Annotated in this window: 24 protein-coding genes; 9 read left to right on the forward strand and 15 right to left on the reverse strand. The window is 48.6% G+C overall.

The genetic code is table 11. The features are described 5' to 3' along the window. Nucleotides 1-34 precede the first annotated feature (34 nt). Nucleotides 35-916 carry a LysR family transcriptional regulator gene (locus ACFPTP_RS12845; protein ID WP_381445531.1) on the forward strand — a complete coding sequence of 294 codons (882 nt, stop codon included), beginning with the start codon at nt 35-37 and terminating at the stop codon, nt 914-916. Between the two features lie 207 nt (nt 917-1,123). Here ACFPTP_RS12845 and ACFPTP_RS12850 read toward each other — a convergent pair whose 3' ends face one another. The 6 genes from ACFPTP_RS12850 to ACFPTP_RS12875 form a co-directional block, all read right to left on the reverse strand. Beyond that, nucleotides 1,124-1,339, reverse strand: a complete 216-nt coding sequence (locus ACFPTP_RS12850) for a hypothetical protein (RefSeq protein ID WP_381445533.1) — start codon at nt 1,337-1,339, stop codon at nt 1,124-1,126. A gap of 293 nt (nt 1,340-1,632) precedes the next feature. Continuing rightward, complete coding sequence (locus ACFPTP_RS12855) at nt 1,633-3,186, reverse strand: fatty acid--CoA ligase family protein (RefSeq protein ID WP_381445535.1); 1,554 nt, start codon at nt 3,184-3,186, stop codon at nt 1,633-1,635. 201 nt (nt 3,187-3,387) lie between these two features. Next, nucleotides 3,388-5,310 carry an FtsX-like permease family protein gene (locus tag ACFPTP_RS12860; protein ID WP_381445537.1) on the reverse strand — a complete coding sequence of 641 codons (1,923 nt, stop codon included), beginning with the start codon at nt 5,308-5,310 and terminating at the stop codon, nt 3,388-3,390. A gap of 57 nt (nt 5,311-5,367) precedes the next feature. Next, the gene (locus tag ACFPTP_RS12865; RefSeq protein WP_381445539.1) at nt 5,368-6,138 is read right to left on the reverse strand and encodes an ABC transporter ATP-binding protein; all 771 of its coding nucleotides are present in this window, start codon (nt 6,136-6,138) and stop codon (nt 5,368-5,370) included. Continuing rightward, nucleotides 6,092-7,141, reverse strand: a complete 1,050-nt coding sequence (locus tag ACFPTP_RS12870; RefSeq protein WP_381445541.1) for a sensor histidine kinase — start codon at nt 7,139-7,141, stop codon at nt 6,092-6,094. Before ACFPTP_RS12870 ends, ACFPTP_RS12865 begins: the two co-directional genes overlap by 47 nt. Further along, nucleotides 7,138-7,842: a response regulator transcription factor gene (locus ACFPTP_RS12875; RefSeq protein ID WP_381445543.1), complete on the reverse strand. Its 705-nt coding sequence runs from the start codon at nt 7,840-7,842 to the stop codon at nt 7,138-7,140. Before ACFPTP_RS12875 ends, ACFPTP_RS12870 begins: the two co-directional genes overlap by 4 nt. Nucleotides 7,843-7,918: 76 nt before the next feature. On the opposite strand from ACFPTP_RS12875, the gene ACFPTP_RS12880 reads away from it, so the two are divergent. Continuing rightward, nucleotides 7,919-8,227, forward strand: a complete 309-nt coding sequence (locus tag ACFPTP_RS12880; RefSeq protein WP_381445545.1) for a hypothetical protein — start codon at nt 7,919-7,921, stop codon at nt 8,225-8,227. Nucleotides 8,228-8,332: 105 nt separating this feature from the next. Here ACFPTP_RS12880 and ACFPTP_RS12885 read toward each other — a convergent pair whose 3' ends face one another. Continuing rightward, complete coding sequence (locus ACFPTP_RS12885) at nt 8,333-9,325, reverse strand: lipoate--protein ligase (RefSeq protein WP_381445547.1); 993 nt, start codon at nt 9,323-9,325, stop codon at nt 8,333-8,335. Between the two features lie 134 nt (nt 9,326-9,459). Between ACFPTP_RS12885 and yhfH (ACFPTP_RS12890) the strand changes: the two genes are divergently transcribed. Then, nucleotides 9,460-9,585 carry a protein YhfH gene (gene yhfH, locus ACFPTP_RS12890; protein ID WP_381445549.1) on the forward strand — a complete coding sequence of 42 codons (126 nt, stop codon included), beginning with the start codon at nt 9,460-9,462 and terminating at the stop codon, nt 9,583-9,585. A 79-nt stretch (nt 9,586-9,664) separates the two neighbouring features. Continuing rightward, complete coding sequence (gene yhfH, locus ACFPTP_RS12895) at nt 9,665-9,790, forward strand: protein YhfH (RefSeq protein ID WP_381445552.1); 126 nt, start codon at nt 9,665-9,667, stop codon at nt 9,788-9,790. A 42-nt stretch (nt 9,791-9,832) separates the two neighbouring features. Here the strand turns inward: yhfH (ACFPTP_RS12895) and ACFPTP_RS12900 are convergent, their stop codons facing one another. From ACFPTP_RS12900 to hemE, 4 genes are read right to left on the reverse strand one after another with little or no spacing between them, the layout of a single operon-like run. Beyond that, entirely contained in the window at nt 9,833-10,690 is an 858-nt protein-coding gene (locus ACFPTP_RS12900; protein WP_381445554.1) for a glycerophosphodiester phosphodiesterase, read from the reverse strand. Nucleotides 10,691-10,740: 50 nt separating this feature from the next. Then, a complete protein-coding gene (hemY, locus tag ACFPTP_RS12905) occupies nt 10,741-12,162 on the reverse strand; it encodes a protoporphyrinogen oxidase (RefSeq protein ID WP_381445556.1) in 1,422 nt (473 codons plus the stop codon). Nucleotides 12,163-12,183: 21 nt separating this feature from the next. Then, the gene (gene hemH / locus ACFPTP_RS12910) at nt 12,184-13,116 is read right to left on the reverse strand and encodes a ferrochelatase (protein WP_381445558.1); all 933 of its coding nucleotides are present in this window, start codon (nt 13,114-13,116) and stop codon (nt 12,184-12,186) included. Between the two features lie 33 nt (nt 13,117-13,149). Beyond that, a complete protein-coding gene (gene hemE, locus ACFPTP_RS12915; RefSeq protein WP_381446066.1) occupies nt 13,150-14,187 on the reverse strand; it encodes a uroporphyrinogen decarboxylase in 1,038 nt (345 codons plus the stop codon). A gap of 216 nt (nt 14,188-14,403) precedes the next feature. Between hemE and ACFPTP_RS12920 the strand changes: the two genes are divergently transcribed. The 3 genes from ACFPTP_RS12920 to ACFPTP_RS12930 all read left to right on the forward strand — a co-directional run bounded on the left by ACFPTP_RS12920 (nt 14,404) and on the right by ACFPTP_RS12930 (nt 16,863). Next, the gene (locus tag ACFPTP_RS12920) at nt 14,404-14,922 is read left to right on the forward strand and encodes an antibiotic biosynthesis monooxygenase family protein (RefSeq protein ID WP_381445560.1); all 519 of its coding nucleotides are present in this window, start codon (nt 14,404-14,406) and stop codon (nt 14,920-14,922) included. A 79-nt stretch (nt 14,923-15,001) separates the two neighbouring features. Then, nucleotides 15,002-16,168, forward strand: a complete 1,167-nt coding sequence (locus ACFPTP_RS12925; RefSeq protein ID WP_381445562.1) for a M20 family metallopeptidase — start codon at nt 15,002-15,004, stop codon at nt 16,166-16,168. A gap of 161 nt (nt 16,169-16,329) precedes the next feature. Beyond that, nucleotides 16,330-16,863 (forward strand): competence protein ComK, encoded by a 534-nt coding sequence (locus ACFPTP_RS12930; RefSeq protein ID WP_381445564.1) that lies wholly within the window; start codon nt 16,330-16,332, stop codon nt 16,861-16,863. Here the strand turns inward: ACFPTP_RS12930 and ACFPTP_RS12935 are convergent. From ACFPTP_RS12935 to ACFPTP_RS12950, 4 genes are all read right to left on the reverse strand, one after another. Beyond that, nucleotides 16,829-17,203: a YhjD family protein gene (locus ACFPTP_RS12935; protein ID WP_381445566.1), complete on the reverse strand. Its 375-nt coding sequence runs from the start codon at nt 17,201-17,203 to the stop codon at nt 16,829-16,831. The two genes, ACFPTP_RS12930 and ACFPTP_RS12935, sit on opposite strands and share 35 nt — an antisense overlap. A gap of 161 nt (nt 17,204-17,364) precedes the next feature. Next, entirely contained in the window at nt 17,365-17,937 is a 573-nt protein-coding gene (locus ACFPTP_RS12940) for a nuclear transport factor 2 family protein (RefSeq protein ID WP_381445568.1), read from the reverse strand. Nucleotides 17,938-17,998: 61 nt separating this feature from the next. Continuing rightward, entirely contained in the window at nt 17,999-18,673 is a 675-nt protein-coding gene (locus ACFPTP_RS12945; RefSeq protein WP_381445570.1) for a response regulator, read from the reverse strand. Between the two features lie 21 nt (nt 18,674-18,694). Next, entirely contained in the window at nt 18,695-19,849 is a 1,155-nt protein-coding gene (locus ACFPTP_RS12950) for a sensor histidine kinase (protein WP_381445572.1), read from the reverse strand. A 144-nt stretch (nt 19,850-19,993) separates the two neighbouring features. Between ACFPTP_RS12950 and ACFPTP_RS12955 the strand changes: the two genes are divergently transcribed. Both ACFPTP_RS12955 and ACFPTP_RS12960 read left to right on the forward strand, forming a co-directional pair. Further along, nucleotides 19,994-20,629, forward strand: a complete 636-nt coding sequence (locus ACFPTP_RS12955; RefSeq protein ID WP_381445574.1) for a YigZ family protein — start codon at nt 19,994-19,996, stop codon at nt 20,627-20,629. A gap of 161 nt (nt 20,630-20,790) precedes the next feature. Continuing rightward, a complete protein-coding gene (locus ACFPTP_RS12960; RefSeq protein WP_381445576.1) occupies nt 20,791-21,852 on the forward strand; it encodes an LCP family protein in 1,062 nt (353 codons plus the stop codon). Nucleotides 21,853-21,907 lie beyond the last annotated feature (55 nt).

Consider the following 21,907-nt stretch of genomic DNA (forward strand, 5'->3'; position numbering starts at 1 on the left):
TGATTACTATTATTAATCGAAAGGACGTGAGGGAATGGATACGCAATGGCTGCGCACATTCGTCGTGGCGGCGGATTTATTGAATTTCAGGAAGGCTTCCGAGAAATTGCTGTTGTCGCAGCCGACCGTCACGGTGCATATTAAGCTGCTGGAGGAACAATTAGGCGTCAGGTTATTCGACCGGATCAACAATCGCGTAACGTTGACCGATGCTGGGAGATTATTTTACGCGGAAGCGGAGGGATTGTTGGCGAGGCTGGATGACAGCGTGAATCGGATGCACGCATTTGCGCAAGGGTACCGCCGGATGTGGACGATCGCTATTTCGCCGCTCATGGCGGAAACGATCTTACCTTATTTCCTGCGGACGTTCATGGAAAGGCATACCGATGTGGAGCTGACGATCCGGGTGGAGGAATCGGACATGATTGAACGGCTCGTCGATTCGGGGGAAGTCCATTTGGGCATTTCGGCGTTGGACGCAGCTTTGAAAGGGATTGAATCAATCCGTGTTTATGACGACCCAATCGTTTTTATTACACCGACGGACAGCTACGACGAGGAAAGCGGGCCCCCTGTCGATGTGGAAGAGGCGCTGCTCGGGAATTATTTGCTGACGCATCACCACCCCGTCTACTGGGATGATTTGCTCGTCGTCCTGCATAAACATGTGCCGGGCGTGCGCACGATGAAAGTGACGCAGGCGCATATCGCGAAACGGTTCATCCAGGAAGGGCTTGGCGTCTCGTTCCTCCCCCACTCGATCGTCCGGCGCGAACTGACGGAAGGCCGGCTCATGCGACCTCATTTTGATTTATTCGAGTTGCCGATTGTGTCGACCTATATTCTTGTGAAGAAGAAGGGTGAATTGGAGGAGGATTTCATACGGGGGATTTCCGCTTTTTATTTTGGGTAGTTTTTGATGGAATGGACCTTGAGCGGGGAAGAATGGACCTTGAAGGGATGGGAATGGACCTTGAACGCGGAAGAATGGGCCCTTGTGAGAAAGAATGGACCTTGAACGCGGAAGAATGGACCTTGAAGGCAAAAGAATGGACCCTTGCGAGAAACCAGCCCCCTCCTTTATTTCAGGCATAGAAAAAGCACCCAAAGAAGTGAGTGCTTAATAAGTATTCGTCTTGGCTGCTTTATAATAGTTTAAGATAACCGCGTACTTGTTTTCACCACACCACAGAACCTGATGGATTTCGACTTCTTGAGTGCCGTTTTCTCTTTTGCACATCCCTACAATGCGATCTACGCCCGATCTCATATTCGGAATACCAGGCCCTAAAGTGAATTCACCAATATACTGTCCCTTTGTAAATGTTGATATCACTTATCTCACCCCCACTGACACTATTCGTCAGGAAAGGTGTAAATCCTTTGTGTAAATAATTGAGCCTTCGTTGAAATAATGGAGCCCTTGCGCAATTAATTGAGCCCTTGTTGAAATAATGGAGCCCTTGTGAGATTAATGGAGCCCTTGTTGAAATAATGGAGCCCTTGCGAGATTAATTGAGCCCTTGATCAAATAATGGAGCCCTTACGAGAATAATTGAGCCCTTGTTGAAATAAATGAGCCCTTGCAAAAAACAAGCCCTTCCACGCCGCGTGGAAGGGCCTCCTCACTTATTGCCTCACTTGATCTTTCAACGACCTGCGCAAAATTTTGCCGGTTGTGTTTTTCGGCAGTTCATCCAGGAACTCGATTGTTTTCGGCACTTTGTACTTCGCCAGACGGTTGGCGCAGAACGCTTTCAGCTTTTCAGCGTCCGCCACAGCGCCTTTCTTCAGGACGACAAAGGCTTGGACTTCTTCTCCGAAATCGGGATCGGGCACGCCGATGACCGCTGCTTCAACGATGTCGTCGTGTGTGAATAGGACTTCTTCGACTTCGCGCGGGTAGACGTTGTAGCCGCCGACAATGATCATGTCTTTCTTGCGGTCGACGATGTAGAAGTACCCATTTTCATCTTGTCGTGCCAAATCGCCGGTGTACAGCCAGCCGTCGCGGATTGCAGCGGCGGTTTCCTCCGGCATCTTGTAATAGCCCTTCATGACGTTCGGCCCTTGGACGACGAGCTCGCCGACTTCGCCGACCGACACTTCATCGCCGTATTCATCGACTACTTTATTCACAACATTGATGATGTTCGTACCGATTGATCCTGGAACGCGCTCGCGGTCCAGCGGGTTGAAGCATGTGACCGGTGATGCTTCTGACAAGCCGTACCCTTCCGAAATCCTCACATTGAATTTATCCTCGAAGTTATGCAGCAATGCGACTGGCAGCGAAGCCCCTCCGGAAATTGCGAGGCGGATCGTGTTGAAGTCGGCTGGATCGCCATCCGGGAATTGATAAAGGAAATTGTACATCGTCGGGACGCCTGCGAACACAGTCGCTTTTTGCTCTTTGATCGTCTCGAACACATCCGACGGGCTGAAACGCGGAACGAGAACGATGGTCGCACCTTTCAGCAATGGCGCGTTCACGACGACGGTCAATGCGAAGACATGGAAAACCGGCAACGTCGCGACGACGCGGTCATGTTCCGAGAACCCTAAATAGTCCGCGACATCGCGTGCATTCGAGTACAGATTTTTATGCGTCAGCATCGCGCCTTTCGGACGGCCAGTCGTTCCGGATGTATAAAGAATGACAGCGGTTTCATTTTCATCAACTTCAATCGGTTCAAGATCCGGCCGGCCTGTCGTAATCAGCTTCGAAAACAACTTCACTTTCGCTTTCGCCTTATCCGGCAGCGCCGCCACTCTTTCCCCAATATCTGCGCTCATTTCACAGATGATATAGTGCTCGACTGACGGGAATAAAGGCGCGGCTTTCTCGACCAATGGCAATAGCTGATCAAGCGCGATGACTGCTTTCGCATCGCTATTATGTAAAATGTACGAAATTTCATCAGGCGAATAGATCGGATTGATCGGAATCGCTGTCGCTCCGATCCGCATCGTCGCGTATAAAGAAATGAGGAAATGCGGCGTATTCCCTAACAGCAACGCGATGTGATCGCCCTTTTCGATTCCCAACCCTTGCAATGCCGATGCGAACATGGACACAGACTGGTCGAGCTCGGCATAAGATGTGTCTTTCCCCATAAAGTGGTAGGCCGTTTTCCCAGGCTGCAGTTTTGACGTCTCATAAACTTGTGTTACCAAATTCATACTGAACATCCTCCCTTTTGATTGAATGAATCATCATTCATTAAACCCACCTATTATTATATAAGAAAAATTAAAAGTTCACAATACTTTTAGAAAATCTATGGAAATCGCAATTTGGTGAAAGCAGATGTTTTATTTCAGAAAAATAAATGCCTTCCCTGTAAATCGAGGGAAGGCATTAATGCGTTTTTCATTCCACTACTACTCCGGCGTCCGTATATGGGCAAGGTAGCGCCAGCGGATGAGGTAGAAATAAATGACTTGCAACGCGGTGAAGCCGACGAGAACCATTGTGAGTTCGCGGACGATGGAGATTTCCGCGAGGGCGTCCCAGATCACTTGCAGCGACAGGAACGCGAAAAAGCTGTGGATCAGCGCAACGCCCCATGGAACGAAAAATTGCGGAATCAGCTGTCGGTTGACAATTGTCTTGAATTCCTTGTTTGTGATGCCCATGCGGCGAAGCACATCGAACTGCTTGCGGTCGCTGTCGAGCGATGTATAGAGGCGGAAGTAGATGAAGCTTCCCGCAGCAAGCAGGAAAACGCCTGCCAGCAACAGGCCGATGAACAGCAGCAACGTGAATGTCGTCCGCATGACGGAATAGTTCAGGCCGGGATTATCGAAGTTGAAATGCAGTTTCCCGCGCGTCCCTTTAATGATTGACTCCGTTACGGAATGCTCGATATTCAGCCCGATGTTTTTCGTCTTCTGCCAATCCGGGATGTCGAATGCGTGATAGACGGACGACGGCTTGACGAGCAACGCCAGTTTGTCATAGTCGGCGTCGTTCAAAATGATCGTGTTCGTGCCGATTGCGTGAGCCGGGAACAGTTCGTACGGATAAGCGCCGTTGATCCGCACCTCGATGCCGCTTTCCTCGAGCACTGTCTTGACGGTTTGCCTGTTCAGCTGCTCAAATGTGGAAGCGGTCGGCGGCAGGAAGAGCGCCTCCCCTTCCTTCAATTCAAACGCCTGATTGCCGAACGACCTTGAAAGCTGGTTGACGCTGGACAGCTGGATGATCGTGACATTATTGTCCGTCAAAGAGGAACGCTGTTTTAGCACCGGAAACTGTACGTATGTGTACTCAATTTCATTCTTCCTTAGTTCATATTCAAGCCGATTTATATGCTCGTGCTCCAATTCATTGCCCGGAAAACTTTCGTACACGAGGCCAAGCGGGTTCATTTCCCGGTATTGGGAGGCGAATGAAGTGAGCGATGCAAGGATTCCGACGGACATGAAAGCGACCGTGGAGACAATCGTCACGATGAAAAACATTCGGGCGTTCTCTTTCAGCCGGATGACGCCTTCGGAAATCGCGAGCAGGCGGAAATGCCGCCAATAGAAATCCTTCCTTACTTTAAACAGATGAAGGATGAACGGCAATGAATCCGTGAAAAAGAAATACGTTCCGAGCGTCGCCAGCGGGGGCAGTAGGAAGACAAGGCCGATGACGATGCTATTCGACGTAAAGGCGGCCATCCCATACGACAGTCCGAGGAGGATGAGACCGATCACGCCACGGATTTTTGAGAAACCATGCGTCTCCATGCCGACGCTGTCTCCACGGATCAATTCATCGAGCTTGCCTGTCCGGATGAAAACCGGTGCGACCCACGAAATGATGATGAACAAGCTCAGGAACGCGCCGACCGTCAACGCGAATGGCTCCCACGAAAAGTACAAAGGAAGCGCCGGAAGCATGACAATTCTCCTTACGACCATGAAGAAGAACTTCGAAAACATATACCCTAGAAACGTTCCGACACCGATCGATGCCGCACCGATGATGAGCGTCTCGATGAAGATGAGCCGGTGCAGCTGCCGCTTCTCCATCCCCAAATGGAGGAGGATGCCGAACTCTTTCGTCCTCGCTTGCAAGAAGGCCCGCATCGAATAGAACAGGAAGAACATCGTGAATATGTAAAGGATGATTTCAGCGATGCCCATGCCGAGCACCGCAATGTCCTGCACCGCACTGCCTTCGATCGATGGATGGAAGAGCAGCATGGAATAAAGGAAAAAAACCATGACCGAAAAAACGCTCGCCATGAAAAAGGCTGCGTATATCCGACGGTTGCGCATGACATTCCGGAAAGCGAACTGGCGAAATGTCATCAAGCTCTCCTCCCTAATCGGCTGTCCGAGTATCCAAAGATGTTGGCTTTCCGCACATTACAACGTCCGCAAATCATTGACATTCCCTCCAAGTAAACTGAGCACATTCAATATCCGTTGGAAAAACGTCTGGCGCCGCTCATCCTTGTAGATTTCATTGAAGAATTCCCCGTCCTTGATGAACAGCACGCGATCGCAATAGCTCGCCGCAATCGGGTCATGCGTCACCATGATGATCGTCGTCCGCTCGGTTTGATTGACAAGACTGAGCAATTCAAGGACTTCCTTTGCTGAATTCGAATCAAGATTCCCTGTCGGTTCATCTGCCAAAATAAGCTTCGGCTTATGGATCAGCGCCCGGCCGACAGCGGTCCTCTGCGCTTGTCCGCCCGATAGCTCATCGGGGCGCCGATTGAGGATCTCCTTCAGGCTTAACTGCCCAGCCAGCAGGTCGACCCGCTTTTGCATCTCCATGATCGGCAGCCCGTCCAGAGTGAGCGGCAGAACGATATTCTCTTCCACCGTCAAATTTTTCAGCAGATTGATGTCCTGGAAGACAAAGCCGAAATTATGCCGGCGGAACAGTGCCAGTTCATTCGCATTCAATGCCTCGGGCTCGACGCTGTCAATCATGACGCGTCCGTACGTCGGCATATCGATCGTCGAGATGATGTTCAGCAACGTTGTCTTCCCACTTCCCGAAGGCCCCATGATGGCGATGAATTCCCCTGCATCGGCCTCGAAGTCAAGGCGATTGAGCGCACGGTGCATCACTTTTCCTTCATAGATCTTCGTCACTTGATCCAATTGCACGATCGAGTTCTTCATCCGATTCACCTATCTCTCCATTTGTAAACAGGATCTTGACGGAAGTCCCTTGGCCCACTTCCGATTCGATTTTCATCGGATGGCCGAGCCTCGAGCACACTTCGTCGGCAATATACAGGCCCATCCCAGTCGATTCACCGGTCAACCTTCCGTTTTCACCTGTGAAAAACGCCTTCGTCACCCGCTTCAGATCGGATGCCGGGATCCCGACCCCTTCATCGCGGATCGTCAGCTCGAACCCTTTTGCGTTCTGCTCCGCCGTCAAATAAAGCCGTTTCCCTTTTTCAAATGTGTATTTCACTGCATTTGTAATGAACTGCCCGATAACGACTTTCATCCATTTCGGGTCCGTCGCGACGACGAGTGACTCGTCGATCGAAATGACCGGAAACACGCCGTTCGTTATGAACAGCCGCTTATGTTCGGTAACGATCTGCTGGACGAGGCTCTTCAAACCGACCCGTTCGATCTGCATGTCTTCCTCGAATGTTTCAAGCCGCGCGTTGACGAGAACGACATCGAGCCCTCGCTGGATTTTATCGACTTCCTCGCGGATGCTCCGCTTGTCGAGCTCGCCATCTTCCTGCAGAAGCAAGTTGATGACGGAGATCGGCGTCTTCATCTGATGCACCCATTGATTAACGAACTGGAGCTGCCGATGCTGTGATGCGTACAGCGATTGCACTTCGCTTTGATACAAGCCATACAAGGCACGCATGAACTTTGTCGATTGGCGCTGCTCTGTCGTTTGCACATTGCGGATGAGTGCATCTTCCATCTTTTCTGGCTTGTGCAGAATCGCGGCATAGTACGAACGCCGGGTGATGAATTTCCCGACGAGGAAGCCCGCCGTCAGCAGCAAGCTCATAATAATCGAGTAGATTGCCGTATTGAGCCCGCGGAATCCGTCCAGCCAATACAAGACAAGGATGAATGTGACGAGGAGCATTTCGAAGATGACCCATGACAGATGCTCCCTCAGGAATAAAACAATCTGCTTCATGATTCCTCCGGCGCGACGAGGAAACGGTAACCCGACCCGCGGACCGTTTCAATGACTGATTGCACGCCATAGTCCGCAAGCTTTTTCCGCACGCGTGTCATGTTCACATTCAGCGTGTTTTCATCGACAAACGACTGGTCGTCCCATAATTCTTCAAGCAGCGTCTCCCGCGACACGACTTTCGGCGACGCATCCATCAATAGCTCAAGGATGACGCATTCCTTCTTCTGAAGCGGGATTTCTTCATCACGCAAATGCAGCTCCATCCGCTCGATGAATAATTCGAGTGAGCCGAGCTTCACCGTGCGCTCTCCTTGGCTAGGCGCGTATTCTCCGAACGCCCTTCTCAAATGGCTTCTGATCTTCGCAAGGACGATCTCGTAATGGAAAGGTTTCGTAATGAAATCGTCCCCTCCGTTCTCGAGCGCAAACACTTGGTCCATATCGCCCGAACGCGCGGAGATGAAAATGATCGGGCACGTCGTCGTCTGGCGAAGCTGCCGGCACCAATAATAGCCATCATATGAAGGCAGATTGATGTCGAGGAGAATCAAATGCGGATCGAACGCCGCACATTCCGCCTCCACATTATCGAAATCCTCCACAATTGCTACATCATATTGATATTTGCGCAGCGTATCCGCCAGCAGCCGCGCAATTTTTTTATCGTCCTCAACAATGAAGATACGGTGGTTCCTCATCGCAAATTCCCCCTTCTTTATTCCATATAGTATATCGTAAAAATGGAATGCACGCTCGGCGGGCGCGGGGGATTGCTTGAAATGGATTTATCACCGACTCGGTGGAGTTTATCACCGACTCTCTGCTCGTTATCACCGCCTCTCCACCGGTTATCACCGACTTGCCGTGTTACCACCGATTCTCGGCGCATTACCACCGATTCGTCGATTTATCACCACTCAGCTGGAGTTTATCACCGCTTGGAATGACTTTATCACCACTCAGCATGAGTTTATCACCGCTTGGAATGACTTTATCACCACTCAGCATGAGTTTATCACCGCTTGGAATGACTTTATCACCGCTCAAGCATGGTTTATCACCATTCGACCATTAATTGGATAAAACAGCTCCTCGTTCCAACGTGCAACACGTGATAACTACACTACTTCATGCAATCCCGCATATAATAAGGCAAAAGAAAAAACCGGCTGAGCACCGGTTTTCAACTCAATAGATTAAATTAATGAATTCCTCTTTCGTGATCCCGCCCAACAGCGTCGGGATGTCGACTGCGTCCAGCGCTTTGGTGATGGACTCGCGGTCATATTGAACGCCCTTCAGGCTGTCCTCGACGACTGCCACGTCGCCTACGCCGAAAAAGTCGCCGTAAATGTTGACGTCATCGATTTTGCCTTTCCCGACTTGCAGGCGCACGTCGATGCCGCCGACAGGGAATCGGTGGGAATGCTGCATATTGAATTTCGGGGATTTGCCGTAGTTCCAGTCCCAGTTGCCGTAACGCTCTGCGGATAGCGCGCGGATGTTGTCCCAATCCTCGTCGGTCAGCTCCCAATATTGAATGTTCTCTTCGCCTTCGAAAATCGACTTCAGAATTTCCATCTGGAATTGTTCGATCGTCATCGGCTCTTCGATGAACTCGGAAATGTTCGCGACACGGCTGCGGATCGACTTGATCCCTTTCGATTCGATTTTGTCCTTCCGAACCTTCAACGCAGATACGACACGCTCGATTTCCGTGTCGAACATCAAAGTTCCATGAGTGAACATGCGGCCTTGCGTCGCAAATTGCGCATTGCCTGAAACTTTCCGTCCTTCGACGAGAATGTCGTTGCGGCCAAGCAATTCCGCTTTGACGCCCATATCCGCCAAGGCTTTGATGACCGGCTCAGTGAATTTCTTAAAGTTGCGGAACGATTCGCCGTCATCTTTCGTGATGAAACTATAGTTGAGGTTCCCTAAGTCATGGTACACAGCGCCTCCGCCGGAAAGTCTGCGGACGACGTGAATGCCGTTCGCATCGACGTACTCTGTATTAATTTCCTCGACCGTATTTTGGTTCTTCCCGATGATGATCGATGGCTCGTTGATATAGAACAGCAAAAATGAATCTTTGTCGATGTCCATGTTTTTCAGTACATACTCTTCGATCGCGAGGTTGATTCTCGGATCTGTAATGCCTTTATTGTCAACGAAATACACACTAATCGCTCCCTATGTAAATGAATTCAATTCTATTTTATCCGAAAAGGACAGAAAAGTGTTGACATTTGATTAGCTGTTATATTACAATCACACTATCAAATTGAGTTATAGAACACGAGGAGGATGATGAAATGATCGAGAGTATCGTAGAGTTTTTCAGAAACCTGCCCGCTAAAGCCTGTGAAGTTTGTGGAGAGAATATCGAGGAACAGCATGAATGCTATAGCAATAAATGTGACGAGTGCAATATCGTCTAATTTTTTTATCCACACTGTTATAATACACTAGCCTAATTACCCATTTAGTATTAGTACAAAAAGACGGGAGGGAATACCGATGCTGGAGAATGTCATTGAGTTTTTCAAGAACCTGCCTGCTAAAACATGTGTGGAGTGCGGAAAAGAGATCGAGGAACAGCACGAGTGCTACAGTAATAAATGCGACGAGTGCAACATCATCTGAATAAAATATGAAACAGCTGGGATTCTGCTTCCCAGCTGTTTTTCATTCACCCAACAAGTCGGGCTCGTCTGTATGGATTCCATTGACGCCCATCGCTTTCAAGCGCAGTGCGGCTTCGGCGTCATCCACCGTATAGGCGTATACCGCCAAACCTGCGTCATGCATCGTGTTAACGAAAGGAGGCGTCAGCGCTTCATAGCTTACATCGATGCCCGATGCGTACGTCAGAATATCTCTCAGTTCCTTCGCGGAAATTTCCGCTTCCTCTCCTTCGTCAAAGGAGATCAGCTGCATTAATGGAATCGCCGATTCGAGTTTATGAACCTGTTTCAATGCTTTTTTATCAAATGAATGAATGACCGCCTTTGGATATCCTTTGGCGTCGGCACCAATCAATCCATTCTCCTTCATGAGTCCGACCAATTTTTCCTCGATGCCTGGATACTGATCGGTGTCTTTCAATTCGATGACAAAGCGGATGTCGTCTTTCATCTCTTCAATCACTTCTTGCAACGTCGGGATTTTATATGCTTCTTCTTCATCCCTGCGGCCATCGGCGACTTTCTTGCCTTTCTCTTCATTCGCGGTCAGCTCTTTTAATTCGGCCAAAGTATAATCTTTTATTTTCCCGACCGCTTCCGTCGTCCGTTTCACGTCATCGTCATGCATGACGATCAGTTCTCCGTCCTTCGTCAAATGGACGTCAAGTTCGACATAATCCGCATTTAGGTCTTCTGCGAGTTCGAAAGAAGGCAGCGTGTTTTCCGGTTCATATGCCGAAGCGCCCCGATGCGCAATGATCAGGAAGCCTTCCTCAGGCATCGGATTATCCCATTCATTTCCGATATTGCAGGCGGATAATAAAACCGATGTACTCATAATCCATAAAAGCTTTTTCATAAAAAATTCCTTCCAATGTAAAAAGTCCGCACGGGGCGGACTTTTTAATGTTAATTCCCAAACAAATCGGCAATGACTTCTTCAACAGCCGCTTTGCCTTGATCAACACAGTCCGGCAGTCCGACACCGTCATAAGAGGCGCCTGCCAATTTGACGTTCGGAAATTCCCTTTTCAGTTCTTCGCGGGCATTGTCGATTCGTTGGCGGTGGCCGACCCGGTATTGCGGGCGGTCCTCCTTGAACCGTGTGATGACCGTGAAGTCGGGCTTGCCTTTGATCGTAATGATTTTTCCGAGGTCTTCGAGGACGATCCGCTCGATTTCATCATCCGGCAAATCGACGATCGCGTCTTCCCCTACCCGCCCGACGAACGCTCGCAGAAGGACCTTCCCTTCCGGCGTCGTCGTCGGCCATTTCCGATGTACCCATGTGCAAGCGGTAATGGAGTAATCGCCGCTGCGGGAAACGAGGAAACCTGTTCCTTCCGTATCCTGGACGATGTGCTCTTCTGGAAAGGCGAGTGCCACTGTCGCAACGGATGTCGTATGGATTTCCTTCAACCCTTGCAGCAGTCCGTGGGGAGCGAACAGTTGGCTTGCCGCCATATGACCGGTCGTCAAGATGACGGAGTCGGCCACAATCGTTTCTCCGGTATTCAGTTCCAGGACGGTTTGATTCCCCTGCTTGGAAATAGTTTCGATGCGGATCCCTTTCCGCACCGTTCCCGGATCCAACTGCTGTTCCGTTGCCTCGACAATCGATTCAAGGCCGTTCCGGAGTGAATGGAACGCCCCCTTTGGGGAAGCGCCATGTCCGTCTTTCTGCGGCACTTGCTTCGGCGTCGTCTTTTTCATGCCAAGGATGAGGCTGCGATGTTTCTTTTCCACTTCGTAAAATTGCGGGAACGTCGACTGCAAGCTCATATGGTCGATGTCACCTGCATAAACGCCCGATAACAGCGGCTCGATGAGGTTTTCGACGATTTCCGCTCCGAATCGGCGACGGAAGAAGTGGCCGAGTGACTGGTCCCCTTCCACGCCTGAACGCGGCAAGACGAAATCCCCTGCCGCCCTCAGTTTGCCTGCCAATGAAAACAGGTCCGATTTCAGAAACGGGCCGACCTTCGTCGGGATGCCCATGACGGAGCCGCCCGGAATCGGCTGCAACCGGCCATTCACGAGGATATAAGCCTGTCCCGTCGCATTCCGCACAAGGTCTTCGCCGATGCCAACGTCCTTCGCGAGCGTATCCATGCTTTTCTTTCGGATGAGGAAACTATCCGGTCCCCGTTCGATGACAAAGCCATCACGGCGAACTGTCTGGATTTTCCCGCCCAGTCGATTCGTCGATTCGATCAGCGTCACTTCAATCGGCAAGTTTTGTTCACGGGCCGCTTTTTGCATATAGAATGCCGCGGAAAGCCCGGTGATCCCTCCACCGACGATGACGACTCTCTTCTTTTTTTCACTCATCTCATCACTTCCTAGCTGCCATCAGGCTTCCTTCAATTGTTCAAGGACTGCATCCGCCATTGCACTGATGAAAAGCGGGTCCGTATTCGGCATTGCCGGACGGTAATATGCTGCACCGATTTCATCGCATACGACTTTACACTCATGGTCGTTGTCATACAGGACTTCCAAATGGTCCGAAACGAAGCCGACCGGTGTATAGACGAATGCTTCGTAGCCTTTCTCTTCATGCAGGTCGCGCGTCAAGTCTTGGACGTCCGGTCCGAGCCATGGCTCGCCTGTCTGCCCTTCACTTTGCCAGCCGACTGCATATTGTTCGACTCCCGCCGCTTCCGCAATCAATTTCGCTGTCTCTTCCAATTGTTCCGGATACGGGTCTCCGAATTGCTTGATCTTTTCAGGCAAGGAGTGCGCCGAAACGACGAGGCACGCTTTTTCACGTTCTGCATCGCTCATGCTTTCATACGTGCCGCGGATTTTATCGGACCAGTATTCGATGAACTTCGGCTGCTTGTACCAGCTTTCGACGGACGTCATGGAAACGCCATGCTTCTCGGCTTCTTCCTTTGCCCGTTCATTATATGATTTAACGGAGAATGACGAATAATGGGGTGCCAAGACGATCGATACCGCTTCTTTGATTCCGTCAGCTTCCATTTGTTCCACTGCTTCCTCAACGAATGGCGTAATATGTTTCAAACCGACATAGACTTTGAATTCAATCTCATCCTGTATCGCATTCAAACGGTCGCCAAGCGCGTTCGCCTGGTTTTCCGTAATTTTCGCGAGAGGAGAGATGCCGCCAATCGCCTGATAACGTGCTTTCAGATCTTCCAATTGTTCCGGTGCTGGCGGACGACCGCGCCGGATATGCGTGTAGTACGGTAAGATATCCTCTTCCTTGTATGGCGTTCCGTACGCCATGACTAAAAGTCCCATTTTTCTCTTTGTCATCAGTTGCACCTCTTTGGAATGTATTTACCCGATTTATTTGCGAAGCTGTGCGCTATATTCGTGAACGAATTCTGTCAAACGTTTCAACGTTGCCGGCTGGACTTCAGGGAAGACGCCGTGGCCAAGGTTGAAAATATGGCTGCCGTGCTCGACACCCTGTTCAACGATCACTTTCGCACGCTCTTCGATAATGTTCCAATCTGCGAGAAGCAATGAAGGATCCAAGTTTCCTTGCAATGTTTTCGTCAATCCTCTTTCCCCGGCTTCCTTGATTGATAAACGCCAATCCAAGCCGACGACATCGACTGGAAGGTCATGCCATTCGTTCGCCAAGTGGCTTGCCCCTACGCCGAATGTGATCAATGGCACATTCAATTCGCGAAGCTCGTTGAAAATACGTGTCATGACAGGTTTGATGAATATCCTGTAATCGGAGACGTTCAATGCGCCTACCCAAGAATCGAATACTTGAATTGCTGCCGCTCCCGCTGCAACTTGGGCTTTGATCGATGTAATGATCGTATCCCCTAATTTATCCATGAGCGCAAACCACGCTTCTGGCTCCGACACCATGAAAGACTTCGTCAAGTTATAGCTTTTCGACGGACCGCCCTCGATCATATAGCTTGCGAGTGTGAATGGCGCACCTGCGAAGCCGATTAACGGCACATTCAATTGCTCTTTCAAGATTTTGATCGTATCGATGACGAACGGGATGTCGTCCTCTGGCGAAAGCTCCCCAAGATTATGGACGTCCTGCACCGAACGGACCGGATTCGAAATGACTGGGCCGACACCCGCTTTTATTTTCACGTCCACTCCGATTCCCGGAAGCGGCGTCACGATATCCTTATATAAAATCGCTGCATCGACATTGTATTGGTCGACAGGAAGCTTTGTCACGTAAGCGCAAAGCTCCGGCTGATGCGTAATTTCTTCTAATGAATACTTCTCCTTGATTTTGCGGTATTCAGGCTGAGAACGGCCCGCCTGCCTCATGAACCAAACCGGCGTATGGTCGATTTTTTCTCCTCTAGCAGCACGAAGCAGTGTATCGTTAAATGTTGTCATAAATCGATTCCCACTTTCTTTATAATAATTATCGAAGTTCACATATTCGCTTTCAAATATAGACGTTTCCTTATTGAATGTATAGTGATTGGCCCCATTTGTCATCAAATTGTACTCATATTTCGCGCACGCCGCCATCATTTAGACAATGTTTGTTTTAATTGTCCCGTTAAGGGAAAATATGAGTAGCACTCATCCATTAAGGAGGTTTTGGGAATGTATATGTATTTGACTACCGGAACGAGGGATTTCATGGAGAAGCTTCAGGCCCGCCATGCGGATAAGGGGATGATTCTCATGCATGGCGGCGGCCAATCGCTCCTTTTGCACGAAACAGACGGGAAGAAGTCTGTCTTCCAGACACCGCGCAGATATGAAGTGGTCAGCTCTGCCGGGGAATTGAAGGAAGAAGGCTATTTCGTCTTCAATAGCGTTCCGGTCACGGATGAAGGGCGGCCTGTCTTCGAACACCGTTTATCCACAGACACCGGCCGGATTGAATGTCAGAAAGGGTTCACCGCTTTCCGTCTGTTGCGACCGCTCGATTCGGACACATATATCGTCATGACCGAATGGGAGGATGCGTCCGACTATGATCGCTGGAAGCATTCGCAGGCGTTCAAGGAATCACCTCAATCGCTCGACATGAATGCATTTGCAGGCAATACGACGCATATTTTTGATAGCGCATCCTATATTACGACGTATATCGCGAAAATCGATGACAAGGCTTAATCGTTAACTGCATTGCGGCCCCGCAAGCGTATTGTTATAATTGTGAATATAAATAATGCGTTTCGAGAGGGGTAATCAAGTGAATAAGCTGCTGTTCGAGAAGTTGGATATCGCTTATGAAGAAATGGTCGTCATCCGCAGACATCTGCATATGCACCCGGAATTATCATTCAAAGAGGAAAAAACCGCGCAATACATCCATGATTTTTACGTAGATCTTGGCGTCGATGTTCGTTCAGGCGTCGGCGGCAACGGTGTAGTTGCCCGTGTCAAAGGGGCTCGTCCCGGGAAAACGGTCGCTTTGCGCGCCGATTTCGACGCATTGCCGATTCAGGACGAAAAAGATGTCCCTTATAAATCGACAGTGCCGGGCGTCATGCACGCTTGCGGACATGATGGCCATACAGCGGCATTGCTCCATTTGGCGAAAGCGATTCATGAACTGCGGGAAGACCTCGCAGGCGAATATGTCTTCATTCACCAGCACGCGGAGGAGTTTGCGCCGGGCGGGGCCATTTCAATGATCGAGGATGGCTGCCTGGACGGTGTAGATGTCATTTTCGGCACGCATCTTTGGTCGCTCATCCCCTACAAAACTATCGAATATTTAACAGGACCAGTCATGGCGGCTGCCGATCGGTTTGAAATTACGATTCAAGGCGCAGGAGGCCATGGAGCGGCGCCGCACCAGACGAAGGATGCCATCGTCATTGGCGCGCAGCTCGTCATGAACTTGCAACAGCTCGTGTCCCGCCGCGTGGATCCAATTGAGTCTGCTGTTTTGTCTGTCGGTTCATTCGTTGCGGACAACGCATTCAACGTCATCGCCGATTCTGCAAAGCTTGGCGGCACGGTGCGCACATTCAATCCCGACGTCCGCGACATGATGGAACGGGAAATGGCACGGGTCGTGAAAGGAACGGCACTTGCCAACGATTGTGAAATCCGGTTCGACTATTTCCGCGGCTATCCTGCCGTCGTCAACCATAAAGAAGAAACCGAGTTTTTGAAAGACATTGCCGAATCGGTTCCTGGCGTCGAGCATGTCGTGGAAAGCAAGCCGCAAATGGGCGGAGAAGACTTCGCTTATTATTTGGAAAAGGTGCCTGGTACATTCTTCTTCACAGGTGCCCAGCCAGCTGAAACATATCCTCATCACCACCCGAAATTCGATTTCGAGGAACAGGCAATGCTGCTTGCCGCGAAAACATTAGGCGCTGCGGCGTTGGGTTATCAAGCTGAATAAATATCTTCATCCCCCGTTTACTGACGGGGGATTTTTTAGTAGTATTGTACTTTTTATCGGATAGTTCTAATTATTCATTTAAAATACTTGTTTTTCTAATTTATTATCCTATAATACTAGTGAGGGATGAGGTGGAAAAAATAGGATAGGGAGAGATTGATTTGACTGAATTCGAACCAAGGTATTATCTATCGCTTGATACCCTTATGTTACAACCGAAGAAAGAAGGCAATAAAATTTTCACGAGGGTTGTTGAAAGGGACAGGATTGTGACTGTTCCCAAAAAGCCGATACATATTATAACAGCATCATGTACTTACTACGGTTCCAGTTATGCGACCGCCATGAGTACATCCAAGCGGTTATTCGGGGAAAATAAGCAGAAGGCGCCTTTTCTGTTGGCAAATGCTTTCGGCATTCCATTCATCTTCCTTCCGACGTTGTCACCTTTATCGGATCAAAATGTATGGATTTCCGTCCATGCAATCGATTTTTACGATGAGGATGGACTAGGGACTTTCGTCGTGTTGGAAAATGGAGAAAAGTATCACTTGGATATTTCGGAAACGACGATGAACCGGCAATACGCTTTGGGAAAATTGCTCGAGCGAAATTTCCTGAAAAGGCAGAAGAGCTTCCATTCTTCTTTACGGTTCCCGCCTAATGGCCCGTCAACTGATTACCCGACTTTGTAAAATACAGTTCCAATAATTCTTCCGTCCGGTTGCGGAGCCGGACATTCAAATAGCGGCGGTGATCTTCATAGCCGCCATTGATGAAAATGTATTCCGTGAACATACTATCCCTCGTTTTCCGGATTACTTTCATATTATTGCGTCGCAAATAGAATGACGTTTCCTGCAGTTCGCTTTGGACTTGCTTCACCGTATTATCGACAATTTTCAAGTAAGGCCCCTTTAACTTGAACGGGCCTTTTTCAAATAACTCGCGGTCCCGCTGCAGTACAGTGAGGACCATCGGCAAGTAGATCATGTTTTCGAAATGAGGCAATGCCTTCGCCGGAATTAAAGGCATTACGGTTTCCTCCCTTCAAAAGGAACATTTGTTCCCATTATACCTGTTTCATTTCTTGAAAGCAATATAGCGGGGAAGGTAATTTTTGTTTAAGCATGAAAAAACTGCCCGATAATTTACCGGGCAGTTTCAGTCTGTGGAGATTTTATTGTAAATAAACGTTATTTCTGGTCTTCCATATAATAAACGGAGTTCACTTTCCAATCTCCGCCCTCTTTTGAAAAGACAGTCACTTGCCTGCCATCTCGTTTCGTCTCCAAGCCGGTGGACTTCTGTTTCATCTTCGTCACCAAGTTGGCAAATACTTGGGATTCGCCCGTCTCTTCGTCAAATTTCACGATTGTAATATCCTTGGCCTCACGGGACAATTCATATTCGTCAAATACGCTTTCGATATACTCGCGTTCTTCATCCAAATTGAAGCTTTTGGGCTTCTCGGAAAGCGTGCTCATATATTCATCGAGGTCCTGGTTGTTGAATGCATGGATATACGTGTCGAATGATCGGATGATCAGGTCTTTCTCTTCCGCCGGCACGTTTGCAGCCTCCTCGATTGTGCCGCCTGTCAAGTTGAAGCCTACTTTATTTTCATCCACGCCGTGATCGATCGAACCGAATTCGCTCGGAGCCTCCCCATCATTCACCGAACCGTGGTTCGATGCATCTTCCTTTTTCGAACACGCGCCAAGGATGAGCACGAGGATGAGCATTGAGAAAACAAGCATTTTTTTCATTATTTTTCCTCCTGTACGGTAAAAGGGACCTTCCAAATAGGAGGCCCCTTTTAGTATAACATCACTTCACTTCAACCCAGCCGTTTTTGATTGCTGTGACAACCGCTTGTGTACGGTCGTTGACACCCATTTTCTGCAATATGCTCGAAACATGGTTTTTCACCGTCTTTTCGGAAATGAAAAGCGTTTCCCCGATTGTCCGGTTGCTTTGCCCATCTGTCAACAGCTGCAGAACTTCGCATTCGCGCTTCGTCAATAGATGAAGCGGGCGGCGGATATCATTTTGTTGGAAAGATCCTTTATGTTCGCGCTCGCTCAGACGGCGGAATTCGGATACAAGATTATGCGTCACTTTCGGATGCAAATAAGATCCGCCTGCCGCAACAACTTTGATTGCTTGTACAATCGCGTCCGCGTCCATTTCTTTCAGCATATAACCGAGCGCGCCTGATTTCAAAGCGTGTGACACATATGATTCATCATCATGGATGGAGAGCATGATCACTTTCGATTCCGGAAACTCATTTTTGAGCACTTCCGTTGCTTCCACTCCGTTCATTCCCGGCATATTAATATCCATCAAGACGACGTCCGGTTCAAAGCGGCGGTATAGCTCAACCACTTCACTGCCATCGTCTCCTTCACCCACCACTTCAAATGAGTCTTCAAAATCCAGAATCCTCTTAACTCCTTCACGGAACAGCTGGTGGTCATCTACAATTAAAATTTTTGTCATATTCATTTCCCTCCCAATACCCTATTCAATTATATTTTCTTGTAACGGAATACGGAATAAGACAGTTGTGCCATTGCCAATGGCAGACATTATTTTCATCTCGCCTTTTAGCAGTTCTACGCGCTCCCGCATCCCTATAATGCCAAATGATTTATCTTTAGTTTGACTCGGGTCGAACCCTTTGCCATTATCCTTCACGACAATGTTCATTGTATCACGAAGCCACTCGACTTTCACCCAAACATCTCTTGATTTTCCATGTTTAAGTGCATTTGAGATGCATTCCTGGACGAGACGGAAAATCGCCACCTCGATACTCGATTCGAACCTCTTCTCTGTTCCATTATTTATGAAGTGGATCGTGACGCCTTTTTCATATTCCATCACCGTCGAAGAATATTTTCGGAGCGTCGGAATCAATCCAAGGTCATCCAATGCCATTGGACGGAGATCATAGATGATGCGTCGGACTTCAAGAAGGGCATTCCTGACCATTTCCTTCAATTGGTTCAGTTCGGATAATGCGGCATTTGGGCCTCTTTCGGTAAATGTCTTTTCAATCAGCCCTGATCTGAGCAGTACATTGGCAAGCATCTGTGCAGGACCGTCATGGATGTCTCGTGATAACCGTTTACGTTCCTCTTCCTGCGCCTGAATGATTTGAATGGCGAACTCCTGTTTCTGCCGGGCCGTCTCCAGAACTTCCCCGACCTTTTTCAAATCGGATGTCAAATATGTAATGACCGTGGTCACTTGATTGACAAGATGATCCGCCTTTTCAATCGTTTCCAAAAGGGCGACAATGCGCCGGTCCAACTCGTCCCGCCGAACGCGCAATTGCTTTTCTTCCATTCGGTTGATGGATAGCCTGACGAGTAAATCATTAGCAACCTCATACGCTTGGCGAACTTGTTCCTCAGAATAGTTCATGAAGTTCTTGGAAACATCTGCCAGTCGCCTTCGGGATTGCCGAGTCATATCCTCCAAATAGTCCCCTTCAGTGATTACCCGGGAAATATCCTCTTTGATGATAACGAGCTCAGTTTGCATCTCTTGGAAAGTTTGACGGCTTTGTTCACTTATAGTGAAAATGTCATTTTTGGATTGATCCATCACGTTGACCATATTGTCAAATATCTTTTCCAAATTCTGGATGTCCATCGTCTGTTCTGCCATCCCAACCCCTCCCTTCTGGAAAGCGATAAAACTAAACGTAGGCAATGTTGCAGTATTCCTTAATTCCTTATACACTTTATTATTATATCATCATAAAACTAATTGCGTATTAAGATTGTATTACAAGTGACAGGAGTGCTGCAAATGCGAGCGGATTACAAAACGGTCAAATTGTCCGGTGAAAGTGAAATCGAAATCAAGAAGTCGAGATTCCTCACTTACGTCAAGCGTGTAGAGACCGAGGAAGAAGCGCTCGACTTCATTCAAGACATCAAAAAGATGCATCATACAGCGACACATAACTGTTCAGCTTATATGATCGGAGAGCATGATCAGATCCAGAAGGCAAATGACGATGGAGAGCCTTCGGGTACAGCAGGCTTCCCCATGCTGGAAGTACTAAAGAAGCAAGGGTTGAAAGATACCGCTGTTGTCGTGACACGGTATTTCGGCGGAATCAAATTGGGTGGAGGCGGCCTGATCCGCGCGTATGGACGCGCAACTACCGAGGGGATTGCCGCCACAGGCGTTGTAGAGCGGAAGCTTCATGCGCTCATGAAAGTCTCCATCGATTATACGTTGCTCGGCAAAGTTGAGAATGAAGCAAGACAATCACCTTATCCACTCAAAGAGATCCTCTACGAAGAAGACGTCAGCTTGCTGCTCTATGTTCCAATAGGGGAAACTGAGACATTTAGTAGCTGGATGACTGAATTGACAAATGGGCAAGCTGAAATTTCAGAAGTCTCGACTTCTTTCCTTGAATTCGATTTGCGATAATAGTATACGACTAAGGAAATTAATAGTATAATGGTGAAAGTTGACGATTCATTGTATATTCTGCGGATTCCATACATGTTTGCGTCAATTTTCCGTTTTTCGAGGGACATTAAATTTGCTTGGGAAGAATCCTTAGCCAATGGTGGAGGCCAATACAAGCCATGAAAAGAAAAGATTATAAAAAATTTAAAAAGAAGACATCCAAAGCGAGGCTCGCGATTAAGATCGGGCTGTTAGTTTCGTTCACTGCCTTGCTTGCAACTGCAGCTTACGGCCTTTCATTGAAACAACAAGCGGAGCAGGCAGTCGATAGGGCGTATGAGGCAGTTCCTGAAACAAAGAAATCGGGGGGCAGGGCCGAGGCGAAAGTGGAACCCTCGAAGGATAATGTGTCCCTTCTATTAATAGGGGTGGATGACAGCGAGAAGAGAATGCAAGGGGACAGCCATAGCCGTTCCGACGCCCTTCTTGTCGCCACGTTCAATCCTGAAGAGAAATCCGTGAAACTATTGAGCATCCCGCGTGATTCATATGTTTATATCCCCAAAGTCGGATATAAGGATAAAATCACCCACGCCCATGCATTCGGCGGAACTCATGCCGCAATTGAATCGGTTGAAGAAATGCTCGATATCCCGATCGATTACTATGTGAAAATGAACTTCAATGCGTTTATCGAAGTCGTTGATGCACTTGGCGGTATTACAGTCGACGTTCCGTATAATAGACTTGAAAAAGATGAAAACGATAAAAACACGATTCAATTGGTTAAAGGCCAGCAACAATTGCTGGACGGCAGACATGCGCTCGCATTGGCGCGTACTCGTAAGCTTGACAGTGACCTCGAGCGTGGAAAACGCCAGCAGGAGATTTTACAGGCGATCATCAAAGAAATGGTATCTGTGAAATCCATTACGAAATATGGCGACGTCATTGAAGCAGTCGGCGATAATATGAAAACCGACATGACGTTCAAAGAAATGACTTCCTTCTGGGAGTATGCAAAAGGCGGCATGCCTCAAATCGACACAATCAATTTGCAGGGCTATGACGATTGGTCGACAGGCGTCTATTATTATAAGTTGAACGAAACTGATTTAGCGAACGTGAGCCAGCTGTTGAAAGCCCATCTTGGATTGATTCCGGATTCGTCCTCGTTGACCGATAGTTCAAGTGTCATCGGGACAGCGGATGAAACTGCTGAAGGCAGCGATGATTATTAAATAGAAATCTCACATCCCGGCTGGGTCCGGGATGTTTTTTTATTAAGCCAAAGGT

This window comes from Sporosarcina koreensis, from assembly GCF_042655825.1.
Classification (GTDB): Bacteria; Bacillota; Bacilli; order Bacillales_A; family Planococcaceae; genus Sporosarcina; species Sporosarcina koreensis.